Origin of the sequence: Wolbachia endosymbiont (group A) of Therophilus tumidulus (genome assembly GCF_964277345.1) — a bacterium.
GTDB lineage: Bacteria > Pseudomonadota > Alphaproteobacteria > Rickettsiales > Anaplasmataceae > Wolbachia > Wolbachia pipientis.
On the sequence record NZ_OZ195515.1, the window covers coordinates 13,305 to 26,547 of the forward strand.

Annotated in this window: 18 protein-coding genes and 1 pseudogene; 3 read left to right on the top strand and 16 right to left on the bottom strand. The window is 35.9% G+C overall.

The annotated features are described in order from the left end of the window. The first annotated feature begins 27 nt into the window (after positions 1-27). From ACICQD_RS00085 to purF, 3 genes are all read left to right on the top strand, one after another. On the top strand, positions 28-510 hold the full coding sequence (locus ACICQD_RS00085; protein ID WP_231115908.1) for an IS630 family transposase: 483 nt from the start codon (positions 28-30) through the stop codon (positions 508-510). A gap of 85 nt (positions 511-595) precedes the next feature. Continuing rightward, on the top strand, positions 596-1,699 hold the full coding sequence (gene rodA, locus ACICQD_RS00090; RefSeq protein ID WP_264329487.1) for a rod shape-determining protein RodA: 1,104 nt from the start codon (positions 596-598) through the stop codon (positions 1,697-1,699). Positions 1,700-1,724: 25 nt separating this feature from the next. Next, the gene (purF, locus tag ACICQD_RS00095) at positions 1,725-3,110 is read left to right on the top strand and encodes an amidophosphoribosyltransferase (protein WP_264329488.1); all 1,386 of its coding nucleotides are present in this window, start codon (positions 1,725-1,727) and stop codon (positions 3,108-3,110) included. Positions 3,111-3,137: 27 nt separating this feature from the next. On the opposite strand, the gene ACICQD_RS00100 is transcribed toward purF, so the two are convergent. The 16 genes and pseudogenes from ACICQD_RS00100 to tyrS form a co-directional block, all read right to left on the bottom strand. Further along, positions 3,138-3,647 carry a DNA-3-methyladenine glycosylase gene (locus ACICQD_RS00100; protein ID WP_264329834.1) on the bottom strand — a complete coding sequence of 170 codons (510 nt, stop codon included), beginning with the start codon at positions 3,645-3,647 and terminating at the stop codon, positions 3,138-3,140. Between the two features lie 60 nt (positions 3,648-3,707). Beyond that, positions 3,708-4,163: a hypothetical protein gene (locus ACICQD_RS00105; protein WP_264705938.1), complete on the bottom strand. Its 456-nt coding sequence runs from the start codon at positions 4,161-4,163 to the stop codon at positions 3,708-3,710. Positions 4,164-4,300: 137 nt separating this feature from the next. Then, positions 4,301-5,067 (bottom strand): IS5 family transposase gene (locus ACICQD_RS00110; RefSeq protein ID WP_395461441.1). Its coding sequence is split into 2 segments (ribosomal slippage): positions 4,301-4,740 and positions 4,740-5,067, totalling 768 coding nucleotides; the frame shifts between segments, so codons are not numbered across the junction. A 52-nt stretch (positions 5,068-5,119) separates the two neighbouring features. Then, positions 5,120-5,449, bottom strand: a complete 330-nt coding sequence (locus tag ACICQD_RS00115; RefSeq protein WP_395461442.1) for a hypothetical protein — start codon at positions 5,447-5,449, stop codon at positions 5,120-5,122. Between the two features lie 77 nt (positions 5,450-5,526). Further along, entirely contained in the window at positions 5,527-6,507 is a 981-nt protein-coding gene (gene ruvB / locus ACICQD_RS00120; RefSeq protein ID WP_010963048.1) for a Holliday junction branch migration DNA helicase RuvB, read from the bottom strand. Next, positions 6,504-7,076 carry a Holliday junction branch migration protein RuvA gene (ruvA, locus tag ACICQD_RS00125; protein ID WP_209472514.1) on the bottom strand — a complete coding sequence of 191 codons (573 nt, stop codon included), beginning with the start codon at positions 7,074-7,076 and terminating at the stop codon, positions 6,504-6,506. Before ruvA ends, ruvB begins: the two co-directional genes overlap by 4 nt. 883 nt (positions 7,077-7,959) lie before the next feature. Next, entirely contained in the window at positions 7,960-8,136 is a 177-nt protein-coding gene (locus ACICQD_RS00130; protein ID WP_395461443.1) for a hypothetical protein, read from the bottom strand. Between the two features lie 34 nt (positions 8,137-8,170). Continuing rightward, complete coding sequence (locus ACICQD_RS00135) at positions 8,171-8,662, bottom strand: IS630 family transposase (protein WP_155968340.1); 492 nt, start codon at positions 8,660-8,662, stop codon at positions 8,171-8,173. 19 nt (positions 8,663-8,681) lie between these two features. After that, positions 8,682-8,891 (bottom strand): annotated as a pseudogene (locus ACICQD_RS00140) (IS630 transposase-related protein); the annotation flags it as partial. A 15-nt stretch (positions 8,892-8,906) separates the two neighbouring features. Beyond that, positions 8,907-9,673, bottom strand: a protein-coding gene (locus tag ACICQD_RS00145) for an IS5 family transposase (protein WP_395461441.1) whose coding sequence is annotated in 2 segments (ribosomal slippage) — positions 8,907-9,346 and positions 9,346-9,673 — 768 coding nt in all. Because the reading frame shifts where the segments join, the coding sequence is not laid out codon by codon here. 42 nt (positions 9,674-9,715) lie between these two features. Then, complete coding sequence (locus tag ACICQD_RS00150) at positions 9,716-9,883, bottom strand: IS630 transposase-related protein (RefSeq protein ID WP_395461444.1); 168 nt, start codon at positions 9,881-9,883, stop codon at positions 9,716-9,718. A 78-nt stretch (positions 9,884-9,961) separates the two neighbouring features. Beyond that, positions 9,962-10,794, bottom strand: a protein-coding gene (locus tag ACICQD_RS00155) for an IS5-like element ISWpi1 family transposase (RefSeq protein ID WP_209472412.1) whose coding sequence is annotated in 2 segments (ribosomal slippage) — positions 9,962-10,425 and positions 10,425-10,794 — 834 coding nt in all. Because the reading frame shifts where the segments join, the coding sequence is not laid out codon by codon here. Between the two features lie 27 nt (positions 10,795-10,821). Next, entirely contained in the window at positions 10,822-11,061 is a 240-nt protein-coding gene (locus ACICQD_RS00160) for a transposase (RefSeq protein ID WP_395461445.1), read from the bottom strand. Positions 11,062-11,080: 19 nt separating this feature from the next. Next, positions 11,081-11,263 carry a transposase gene (locus ACICQD_RS00165; protein ID WP_167347183.1) on the bottom strand — a complete coding sequence of 61 codons (183 nt, stop codon included), beginning with the start codon at positions 11,261-11,263 and terminating at the stop codon, positions 11,081-11,083. Position 11,264: 1 nt separating this feature from the next. Then, positions 11,265-11,594: a transposase gene (locus ACICQD_RS00170; RefSeq protein ID WP_007548762.1), complete on the bottom strand. Its 330-nt coding sequence runs from the start codon at positions 11,592-11,594 to the stop codon at positions 11,265-11,267. A gap of 398 nt (positions 11,595-11,992) precedes the next feature. Next, positions 11,993-13,243 (bottom strand): tyrosine--tRNA ligase, encoded by a 1,251-nt coding sequence (tyrS, locus tag ACICQD_RS00175; protein ID WP_007548582.1) that lies wholly within the window; start codon positions 13,241-13,243, stop codon positions 11,993-11,995.

The following is a 13,243-nucleotide window of genomic DNA, read 5'->3' on the forward strand; positions in this document are numbered from 1 at the left end:
CAGCGATTTACCGATAAAATCTCAAAAATAGACCATTCCAGCATCTTATATATAGATGAAGCAGGAGTTGATAATAGGTTATACCGAGAGTATGGACGTGCTCCAATAGGAAAGAAAATTTATGCAGATATTCCAGGAAGAAAACGAGAGAGAATCAGTATAATAGGCGGGTGGATTGGAAAGAGATTTATTGCACCAATGACTTTCAAAGGTGGGTGTGACAAAGAGGTATTCAATACATGGTTAGAGAAGATGTTATTACCTAAATTGCCACATGGTACTACAATAGTTATGGACAATGCCACATTCCATAAAACTCCCAAAACAAAGGAGTTAATAGATAATGCTAGATGCCGTTTGCTCTATCTACCAACATATTCACCAGATTTGAACCCTATAGAGCATTGTTGGAATACCATCAAAAGCCGCCTCAGACCTTTAATGCATAAATATACAGACTTACAACTTTTGGTTGGTAATACCATAATGGAAATTTATCATTCATTTTAGAAAATACTATAGTTGAGAAGTTGGTTTTTTGATTTTTATCTTTGTTTCATATTTTACTATACTTTAAGGTTATAAGGTCTTTATTGTGGATAGACTGAAGAAGATTCATTGGTTGTTAGTCATTAACGTGATAGCGCTGTTTTGCGTTGGCATTGTTGTTCAATACTCTTCTGCTGGAGGAAAGTGGGTGCCATTTGCGATTCACCAACTGGTCATATTCTCCTTCTTTTTCCTACTTGCTATAGCTATGTCATTCATAGAGCTAGATTTTTATTTGAAGCACGCCTACTTTTTTTATGTAGCAGCAGTGATTTCGCTATTAGTAGTGAATTTTTTTGGCTCACACATAATGGGTGCAACAAGGTGGATAAGAATTGGATCAATTAGTTTGCAACCATCAGAATTTGCAAAAGTAGGCTTAATACTTGCGCTTGCTCGCTATTTTGATAAGCAGAGTGTATATAAAATGATGGAATTTAAAAGATTGCTTAAGGCACTTATAATTATTTTCTTACCCGTGTTCTTGGTGTTAAAGCAACCTAATTTAGGCACAGCTGTGATAATGTTATTTATAGGGATATCAATTATATTCACAGCAATAATAAAAAGATCTCATTCGGTAATATGTGGAACGCTTGGCATTTTTGCAGTACCGGCTATTTGGCCTTTTTTACGTCCTTATCACAAGCAAAGGATATTGTCGTTTTTGGATTCATCAGTGGATCCACTTGGAATAGGTTATAATGCGCAGCAATCTCAGATAGCTATTGGTTCAGGAGGTTTACTTGGTAAAGGTTTTGTGAGTGGAAGTCAAACTCAACTTGGATTTTTGCCGGAAAAACGTACAGATTTTGCTTTTGCAGTGCTGAGTGAGGAGTGGGGCTTTTTAGGTAGCATGACTTTAATTTTGCTTTATACCTCATTACTTGGCATAATTTTCTCTATCGCTTATAGGTCGAAAAATTATTTTTCTAAGTCGGTATCTATCGGCATTTTCGCCTTTTTTAGCGCTCATTTCTTTATAAACATCGGAATGTCAATAGGCCTCTTGCCTGTGATAGGCGATCCACTGCCATTTCTTTCTTATGGAGGAAGTACAACTGCTGCAAGCTTGATATGCATAGGATTATTGCTGGCAATAAAAGCAGATGAACAACAAAATACTTGTATTTTACCTATGCTAAAGTAAAATTAAACTTTACTTAATAGTTTTTATGCTAGATGAAATGCGTGAGGAATGTGGGGTATTTGGCATAAGCTGCAACCAAAGCGCTGCTTTTAACTCTATACTTGCTCTCCATGCTTTGCAGCATAGAGGTCAAGAGTCTTTTGGCGTAGTAACCAGTAACAACGATAAGCTGCACTCTTATCACTTTCAAGGTCAAGTGAGCAGCGTATTTGATGATATAGATGAAATAAAAAAATCCTTGCCTGGAGATTGTGCAATAGGTCACGTTCGATACTCAACAAGTGGTAGTAAATTTGGAGCGCAGCCCATGCTTGGCAAAAGTAACAAATTTGGGGATTTTGCTATAGCACATAATGGTAATTTAATTAATATTTCTCCGATACGCGAACAATTAATTAAACAAGAGTGCGTTTTTCAGTCAGATATTGACACAGAAGTAGTAGTGCATCTGACAGCAAGGGGTGAAAAAAATAGCTTCTTAGAGAGTTTTATATATGCATTAAAGCAAATACAGGGTGCTTATTCTTTTGTGGCAATCAATCAAGAAGTAGTTATTGGAGTACGTGATCCATCTGGAATCAGGCCTCTTGTTTTAGGGAAGTTAAACGGTTCTTACGTTCTTGCATCTGAAACTTGTGCTCTTGATATAGTAAATGCAGAGTTTGTTAGAGAAATAGAACCAGGTGAGTTAGTCACCATTGATCGAAATGATAATCTAGCTTCAGCATTTCCTTTCCCACAGCAAAAATCAAGTTTTTGTATTTTTGAATACGTTTACTTTTCGAGACCAGACAGCATAATGGAGAATAGGTCCATATATGATATAAGAAAAGAAATAGGAAGAATACTTGCAGAAGAGAGCCCACCAAAAAACAATGTAGATATGGTTGTACCAATACCTGATTCTGGAATACCTGCAGCTATTGGATATGCAAAGCATTCAGGATTACCTATGGAACTGGGAATAATTCGTAATCATTACATAGGAAGAACTTTTATACAACCAACCGCTGAAGTACGTAAAGTTAGAATAAAATTAAAATTCAATGCTAATAGGCACACTTTGAAGGGTAAAAACATAATTTTAATAGATGATAGTATAGTGCGTGGTAGTACGTTAACAAATATAATAGTTATGTTAAAGGATGCAGGAGTAAAAGAAATTCACCTCAAAATTTCAAGCCCACCAATTAAGCATTCTTGTTTTTATGGAATAGATACGCCAGAGTGCAAAGATTTAATTGCTGCAAATAAATCTGTAGAGGAAATTAAGGAAGTTATAGGAGTAAACAGCCTAGCCTTCTTGAGTATTGATGGATTATATCAGGCTGTTAAAGGAGAAGTGCGTAACAATGCTACACCACAATATTGTGATGCTTGTTTCACTGGTGATTATCCAATTGGCAAATAGTCTACGCAAGATCACTGGAGCTTAAGTTTAGAAAATCTTAAACCGCCAAAATTTCTCTTGGCCTTTACTAATTCCGATTCTCGGAGTGCACACATAATCCGGGTTGAGGTGAGATTCATAAACACAAAATTTGTGGCTTATAGTAAGGTCTTGCTTATTATGTTCTTTTGTAATGTTTAATCTTTTGCACAGTATTCCTGGTCCGCCTAAGTTTGCTTCAAGCGGTTCAATGAGCTTTAATCCTCGTATTAACACTGCTGCTGGGAACCCTTCTGTTTCTGTTACAATATTTAAACAGTAATACATTCCATATATAAAGTACACGTATGAAAACCCCGGCATACCAAACATTACTGAGGTTCGATTAGTATAGCCTCTTGCCGCGTGACAAGCTGGGTCATTCATTCCTATATAGGCTTCAACTTCGGTTATTATTCCACTAAAGTTAGAAAATTTCAGCATCTTTCCTAGTAACTCCCCGGCTACAACCAAAGTTGGCCGCTCGTAGAAATTTCTTGGTAGTATTGTGTTGCTCATCATAAAAGTATAAGTTACTTGCAGATGCAAGCAACTTATACTGAATTTTCACTACTTTACCTATTTTGAAGCAGCAGGAGCTTGATGCTTTTGTGATGCGCCGCTCAAGTCTTCTACATTTGTTGAATGCTGCTCCAAAAATTTTACTTCTTCAGAGCTTTGTTGTAATTGTGTTTGTGGCAATTGTGATGCTAACACTTCATGTAAAGGCTTTGCTTCATATTGCCTTCCTACTTTTACTTCTTTATGTGCAGCTAATTGCTCCATAGTAACACCATTACCCTCAATAAGTTCTACGGAGCCATTATCATGAATATTAATTTTAATATTACATTCTTTTCCTTGAGCATTCCACTTTAAAGTCATTTGATATGACCCATTAGCTACTTCATAAATTCTTGTTCCATGTTCATCAACCCGGCAACGTAGCCCCCTTGCTTTACTTTGAGGTAGCAATAATGTAATTGCTTTCACGCCATATTGTTTACACAAATCGTTATTTAGAATGTCACTCATGCTTATTTCTTTTGTATTACTACCTATCGCAATTCTTACGGCAGGCTCAATAATATTATCTTCATTTTTGCTTTCTTTAAGTTTTATAAATTCTATATCATTATTTTCTATATTTTTAGAACCTGTCTTGAAAGGAACTAAGCAGCTAATTTAGCAAGCATAATAGTAATCATATTAAAGGAGATATTAGTTTTTGAAGTAAGAGGAGAATGCTCATAATCCTTGCTCATACGTCTAAAATTGGAAAGCCAAGCAAAAGTTCTTTCAACAATCCACCGTTTAGGAATAACTTGAAATCCTACAGCATCAGCTGCTTTTTTAGTAATCGTCAATAAACATCCTGTTTTCAATAAACAGTAATTTTGCAATTTACCAATATATCCCTGATCAGCGAGAAACCTTTGTAGCGTTGGAGCTTTTCGTTTAGCTTGAGTAAAAAGATTTAGAGCACCATCACGATCTTGAATGCCTGCACTATGAACATCAGCTGTAATAATTAGGCCTATTGTATCCACAATGATGTGACGTTTTCTACCCTTTATTTTCTTGCCAGCATCATATCCTCTGGATCCCCTTTTTGAGTGGTTTTCACTGATTGACTATCAATTATTCCTACCGAAGGTATTTCATTTTTGCCAACCATTTTTCTTACCTTTTTTACTAACATATCGTGTATTTCTTCCAATTTGCCACTATTACGCCACCTGAGAAAATAATCATACACCGTTTTCCATGGCGGAAAATCTTTTGGCAGCATTCTCCACTGGCAACCACCTTTCATTATATATCTTATTGCATTAATAATTGTTCTAATATTGTGCTTTCTTGGCCGTCCTACTGCACCTTGTGCAACACTTGGCTCCAAAATTTCCCATTCTTTGTCACTTATATCACTTGGATACATTTTTACCTACTATTTTTTACTTATCTCATCATATTCTCTTTCTCATTTCTTTTCAAGACAGGCTCTTAGATATCGCTTCTTTAATTTGTTCAGCAACTTTGCCTATAATGTTCTTACCACCATATTTATTCTCGTCCCGAGCAGTATATGTATATATACCATTACTATCCTTATGAATATAAGGTTTTGGTTTCTTTTTATTAGTGATATTAGTAGAAGTGTTGTTCTGCATTATAAAGAACTCATTCCATTCTTCTTCATTATTAAGAGTGACGTATTTAGGTACATTTTTAGTATCCGAAATTGGATTATTATCAGAAGAACTGATATTTAGATTAGAAGAAGTTCCAATCAAAGATACAGTTTCAGTGCTATTTAACATATATGCCTCCATTATTTTTAATATATAAATATTAGCATATAGATATCATGTCAATTAGTCAATATAAATTATGATGTTTAATGTTGAAAGCTCAAATACTCCTTTGCTTGATCGGTTAGAACGCGCCCTCTTGGTGTGCGCTTTACAAAACTAATTTTGATTAAATAAGGTTCTACTGTTTCTTCAATATTGCCAACATCTTCGGATAGCGCAATAGATATGGTGTCAATTCCAACAGGGCCTGAAGTGTTGAATAAAAATCTTAGATAATTCATATCAAGTTTATTGAGTCCCATTTTATCTACACCCAATTTTAGTAATACAGAATCAGCGACTTCATAAGTAATTTTTTTATCATCTTTCACTTCAACAAAATCCCTTATTCTTCTGAGTAACCTCAAAGCAATTCTTGGAGTGCCGCGCGCACGGCAGGCAATTTCCCGTGCTGCATCCTCTTCAATTTCAGCAGAAAGAACTCTTGCGCCTCTTTTTATAATATTAACCAGCTCCTCAAAGGAATAAAACTCAAGATGCAAAGGAATGCCAAAACGATCTCTGAGTGGCGCAGAAAGTAATCCAAGCCGTGTTGTTGCTCCAATTAGCGTAAATGGTGGTAGATCTATCCTTAAAGTGCGAGTAGATGGACCTTCACCTACTAATATGTCCAGGCAAAAATCTTCCATAGCAGTATATAAAACTTCTTCGATGCTGCGATTTAATCTATGAATTTCGTCGATAAATAGAACATCTTTTGCATTTAAAGTGGTAAGCACTGCGGCCAAATCTCCAGCTTTACTAAGTAAAGGACCAGAAGTTGCGCGAAAGCTAACTCTTAATTCTTTAGAAACAATTTGTGCTAAAGTTGTTTTGCCAAGCCCTGGAGGACCATATAATAAAACGTGATCTAAAGCTTCAGTTCTCGTCTGTGCAGCGTTTATAAACACTTTTAAATTTTGTATTAAGTCTTTTTGCCCGACAAAATCATCAAGTTGTTCAGGCCTGATGTTGATATTGCGCACATCTTCAGTATATTCTTTACCGCACGATATTGATTTCATAGTATTGAAAGCTCCTTAAGCGCCATGCGAATAATATCCTTAGTGTCCAGATTTGGCCTGTATTTTTTTATCGTATCATAAGCTTTCATTTTTTCATACCCAAGATTGATCAATGCTGAAAGGGCATCTTCATTAATTGGATGAAAATTATTGTTATTTATTTCTAGTTTACTCACTTTGCCACTCAATTCAGTGATGATTCGATTTATGAGTTTCAGGCCAAGTCCGCTCATCTTGAGTGCTACTTTATCTTCATTCATAATTGCCAAAAATAGCTGTTCTGGAGTTAATTTGCCCAAAATTGACATTGCAGTTTTATAGCTAACGCCGCTTACTTTAACTAGCAACCTCAAGCACTGCTGTTCTTCTTCGCTTATAAAACCATATAGCTGAGTAGTGTTTTCTCTGTTATTTGCATAGGTTTCGATAAGTAATTTGATTCTACTTCCAATTGCACAAGCACTTAAAGTTTTGGCTGAAAGATACACCATATAGCCAACATCATTCACATTCAGGATTATGTGATCACTGCGCACTTCATCAACTATTCCGCTTAGATTTCCTATCATTTTTAACACTATATAGAGTTCAGTTTAAATACTCCCGGATCTTAGGTCAAGCAAACGAACATTATAACAGGGAAACGTGGCTAAAAAACCACTTGACAAACTCCGCCAGCCCCCTTATCATAAACACTGAAGCTATTTATTTATCTTCTCTGTACAGATTAAATGACAAAAAAACTCACGTATCTGGCGTATCATGTTTAATTTTTTGCACTATGTGCACCTTATGTCTTATAAAATTTCTACCTACATAAGCTGAAACGCGCTTATAAAGCGTTTAAAACATAAAAAACGCCAACTTAAAAAATGGATAGTGAATAACTAGCTACCCTAGGGTTTCTTTTGCCTTTTTTTCTGTTTAGTAAATTTCTTAACGTTTATAATTTAGATTAGTTGCGGTTTAAAAGTAGCTGAATCGCGGTTATTAAGTGTTTAGAATAAAAAAACGCCATACTTGAAAGTATAATGTAAGTAATTAGCCAACCACGGGGCTTCTTTTGCCTTTTTTTTATTTGGTAAATTTCTTAATGTTTGTAGCTAAACGACAACCGTCATCCCGCTGCTTGTTAGCGGGATCTATGTTAAGGTATGACGGTTAAGTAAGGGATCTATGTTAAGAGATACCGCGAATGAATCGCGGTATGACGGTGTAGATAGTAATTCGTCATCCCGCTACGTGTTAGCGGGATCTCTTGTTAGCGCCGCGGCGGTATGACGGTTCGTGGCAGCGTGACGATAAGCTCGTCATCCCGCTACGTGTTAGCGGGATCTCTTGTTAGCGGCCGAGATACCGCGAATGAATCGCGGTATGACGTAGGACTGCTGTCATCCCAGTGCGTGGGCTTTGTTGCATCGCTCTTCGGATAGTAGGTAACGCACAATAAATTTATGAAGCTATCTCAAATTTAGCCATACCAATATCAGTGAACTTATTGAGCAAATAGCATTTAACAAGTAGTTCCTTCTCTCTATTTGTCTCAGATTTATTCCTAAAACTAAACCCGAATGTTTGTTTCAGTCGCGAGAAAAAACTTTCTATATAAGATCTTTTTCCATAACTCATCTCTTTTTTCCACTTCTTTATACTATAGTATTTTCTAAAATGAATGATAAATTTCCATTATGGTATTACCAACCAAAAGTTGTAAGTCTGTATATTTATGCATTAAAGGTCTGAGGCGGCTTTTGATGGTATTCCAACAATGCTCTATAGGGTTCAAATCTGGTGAATATGTTGGTAGATAGAGCAAACGGCATCTAGCATTATCTATTAACTCCTTTGTTTTGGGAGTTTTATGGAATGTGGCATTGTCCATAACTATTGTAGTACCATGTGGCAATTTAGGTAATAACATCTTCTCTAACCATGTATTGAATACCTCTTTGTCACACCCACCTTTGAAAGTCATTGGTGCAATAAATCTCTTTCCAATCCACCCGCCTATTATACTGATTCTCTCTCGTTTTCTTCCTGGAATATCTGCATAAATTTTCTTTCCTATTGGAGCACGTCCATACTCTCGGTATAACCTATTATCAACTCCTGCTTCATCTATATATAAGATGCTGGAATGGTCTATTTTTGAGATTTTATCGGTAAATCGCTGCCTATCTTCTTGATTGCGCTCTTGATATAGTGTAACTTTTTTTTAAAGTAATTCTTAGCTGTTTCAGCCTATACCAAATTGAATTTATTCCAAATCCAAGATTTTGTTTCATCTCTGCCAGCGTATGATCTGGATTCTTTTTAACATATTCTTCGAGTATTTTTGGGTCTATTTTTCGAATAAAGCTGCCGTTTTTCGATGGCCTTAGAACCTGTCTTGAAAGGAACTAAGCAGCTAATTTAGCAAGCATAATAGTAATCATATTAAAGGAGATATTAGTTTTTGAAGTAAGAGGAGAATGCTCATAATCCTTGCTCATACGTCTAAAATTGGAAAGCCAAGCAAAAGTTCTTTCAACAATCCACCGTTTAGGAATAACTTGAAATCCTACAGCATCAGCTGCTTTTTTAGTAATCGTCAATAAACATCCTGTTTTCAATAAACAGTAATTTTGCAATTTACCAATATATCCCTGATCAGCGAGAAACCTTTGTAGCGTTGGAGCTTTTCGTTTAGCTTGAGTAAAAAGATTTAGAGCACCATCACGATCTTGAATGCCTGCACTATGAACATCAGCTGTAATAATTAGGCCTATTGTATCCACAATGATGTGACGTTTTCTACCCTTTATTTTCTTGCCAGCATCATATCCTCTGGATCCCCTTTTTGAGTGGTTTTCACTGATTGACTATCAATTATTCCTACCGAAGGTATTTCATTTTTGCCAACCATTTTTCTTACCTTTTTTACTAACATATCGTGTATTTCTTCCAATTTGCCACTATTACGCCACCTGAGAAAATAATCATACACCGTTTTCCATGGCGGAAAATCTTTTGGCAGCATTCTCCACTGGCAACCACCTTTCATTATATATCTTATTGCATTAATAATTGTTCTAATATTGTGCTTTCTTGGCCGTCCTACTGCACCTTGTGCAACACTTGGCTCCAAAATTTCCCATTCTTTGTCACTTATATCACTTGGATACATTTTTACCTACTATTTTTTACTTATCTCATCATATTCTCTTTCTCATTTCTTTTCAAGACAGGCTCTTAGGCTTTCACCAGCGGCTTTCTTTCTTAACCAGCGGTACAGAGTTGCTATTCCTATCTCCAAAAGCTCTGCCACCTCAACCTTTGACTTCCCTTTTTCTATCATCGATACTGCCCTTTCCCTTAAATCCACACTATACGCCATTATAACTCAAATAGCTTATTATACCTTTATCATTTACTTTGGGAAGTACTATATGAGGTTGTCCGGAAACTAGTAAATTCAAGCATATTCCCTCTTTAACATAACCCTACTCATAGCTAGGTATATGAAATTCTCAGTGGATGTTGTGAGTAAATCATACTCCTTCGATAGCCTTCTATTCCTATTAACCCAAGCAAAAGTCCTTTCTACAACCCATCTTCTTGGCTGTACTTTAAACCCTTGTTCTCTTGTTGGTAGTAGCTCAGGTGGCGTATCTTTGTGCACCCAAAATCTACATGGAGGCCTTTTAACAATTTCAATATCTATGTCATATTCTTCCTTTATGTGATTCTTTAAATTTCTTCCTTGGTATCCCATGTCAGCCCACATTTTTTTAACTTTAGTATATTTTGTTCTCATATTGTTTAATGCTATTTTAATACCATCTCTATCATTTTCGTTAGCAGCGCCTACGTAACAACCTAGTATAAAACCCTGAGTGTCTGTAATTATATGCCTTTTTCTACCCTTTACTTTTTTACTTCCATCATAGCCTTTGATCCCCCCTTTTCTGTAGTCTTTACAGATTGACTATCTACTATACAGGCACTCGGCTGCTCATTCCTTCCTATTTTTCTTCTACTATATTTTGTAATTTCATAATTCATTTTCTCAAAAATTCCCTGCTTCTTCCATTGCCTGAACTGCTCATACACAGTCTTCCATAGCGGAAAATCATTTGGTAAATACCGCCATTGACACCCTGTACGCAATACATAGAAAATTGCTTCTAATATTTCTTTTTTGCTATACTTTGGCGGCCTTCCTCCTTTCTTGTATGATACTCTGAAGTGTTTTTCTATTCTTGCCCATTCCCTTTCGCTTAGATCTGTTGGATACTTTTTTCTCATCTTTACCCCGTACTAAAATTTCAGATATTATAGCCTTTTACTTGTTTCCGGACAACCTCTATCTTCATCATATGACTTTATGAGCTTGACTGCAGAATTTCTCTCAGCCATATAGTCTAACTTTGGATGCTCTGCTGCGTTGTTTTTCGGAGGAATTTTCGTTTTTATACCATATTGATTACACAGCTTATAGAGCTTTTCTCTGTCATATGCCCTATCTGCATATAGTACTTTTATGACATACTGAAAATCGACTTCTTTTAGCAAATCACAAGCTCCATAGTGATCAGCCGTTACTGTATTTTACAGCTATGGCTTTTTTGCTGTTTGTATTCAACATTACATGCAATTTTCTTGTCTGTTCATAGCTGCGATACTTTCTATCTTCGCTATTTTCTTTGCTATGACCAGGAGTGTTGTTGTATATACTAATTCCTGTACTGTCTATAGCAATTTCGATATCTTCCATATTATTTTCTGCAATCATTGATCTTAATATTGAGTTTCTTAAACCTTCTTGATGATTGTGAATAGCTGATAACTTGCAAATTTTTCCCAATTTGCTCAAGGTATCCTGCTATAAACCCAACTGTTTGCCTCAGGCCTATTCTAAATAAACAAGTTATTATGTGCACCAAAATTACAACTTTATCGCTATAAATATTGTTGCCACCTGGTATTTTTGGACCATTCTCGTACCACTTTTCTATGGCTTCGTTGATATAATGAAAAATATTTCCTCTTTTTTCTAGAAATTTGTTATATTCGCTATGGTTACTGACCCTCATTTTTTGTGGCATATTTTTTCTTTCAAGGTTAAATGGCTATTTTATAATGAATTTTGTCAGTAGCCACCAGATTTTTTCAGTTGCTATGCAACAAAGCCATCCCAGTGTCGGCTACTTGGATGACAAGAAGAGGGTACTTGGATAAGAGGCATTGCCCTCCTGGTAGGCCCAAATTGCAATGTCCGTACAGTTATGGATTCATTCGCGGTATAGATTCCGCTAATGAGTAGCGGAATGACGAATTTGTTGTTTTTCAAATTGTAGGTAAACCTAAGCCACTTTAGCTATATATAATAGAATTTCGCTTTCTACTATCTTTCCAGTTGTTTTATACATAATTCTCGAATTTTGAAAATTTGCTCCATATCTAATTTCTCACTTGTATAAAATTTGTTTTCTTACTTCGAGACCTAATCTACCACAACTTTTATATGGCGTTTCTTTCCTGCAGATAATTTTATAAATGGCTGATCTTTAAAGCTTTCGAAATTTATTACATGATCAATATTGTTTACAACATTATCATTAATCTTGCATCCGTTGCCCTGTATTAAACGCTTTGCAGCGCCTTTTGAAGGTTCAAAACCGGTGTCATGTAGTAGGTCTACTAAGGATATGCCGCTTGCAACTTGTTCTTTTTTTATGATGTAATCAGGAAGTAGTGAGCTATCTTCATTCTCAAAAGCAGAAATTGCAGCAAATTGTGCAAGTTCCGCTTCTTTGTCACCATGACATATTTTTGTCACTTCTGTTGCCAAGACCTTTTTTGCTTCATTTATTTCTTGATCCTTTAAAGACTCTAATTTTCTAATCTCATCAATTGGCACATCAGTGAGCAATCTTAAAAAACGTCCAACATCTTGATCATCAACGTTGCGAAAATATTGCCAGTAGTCGTAAGGCTTTAGCATATTATCATCAAGCCACACTGCTCCACTTTCAGTTTTGCCCATTTTTTTTCCTTGTGCATTTAATAAAAGAGGCATGGTAAGGCCAAATAGCTCAGGTAAATTCAACTTTTTTCCAAGTTCAATTCCGTTTACTATATTTCCCCACTGGTCTGACCCTCCAATCTGCAGACGACAATCATATTTTTTGTTTAATTCAATAAAGTCGTAAGCTTGCAATAGCATGTAATTAAATTCCAGAAAGCTTAAGGTTTGCTCTCTATCCAGCCTGGTTTTCACACTATCAAAACTTAGCATACGATTTACAGAAAAATAAGCTCCTATATCACGCAAAAAATCTATGTATTTTATGTTATCCAACCAATCTGCGTTATTTACTATCATTGCACCAGTCTTGCTGTCATTAAAAGACACCATTTTCTCTAATATTCTCCTTATACTGGATGTATTTTGATTGATGTTCTCTACAGGCAAGATGCTTCTTGCTTTATCTTTGAAGGATGGGTCACCAATTTTTGTTGTGCCACCTCCAAGTAAGACTATCGGCTTATAACCAAATTTTTGTAGGTGACAGAGCATCATAATCTGAATTAGGTGACCAGCATGAAGACTTGGTGCTGTGCAATCAAACCCAATGTATGCAACTATATAATTGCTCTGCAATAATAATTGATCTAGTCCTTCAATGTTTGTGCATTGGTATAGGTACCCTCTTTCTTGGATGAAATTTAAAAATTCAGATGCGTGTTTCAT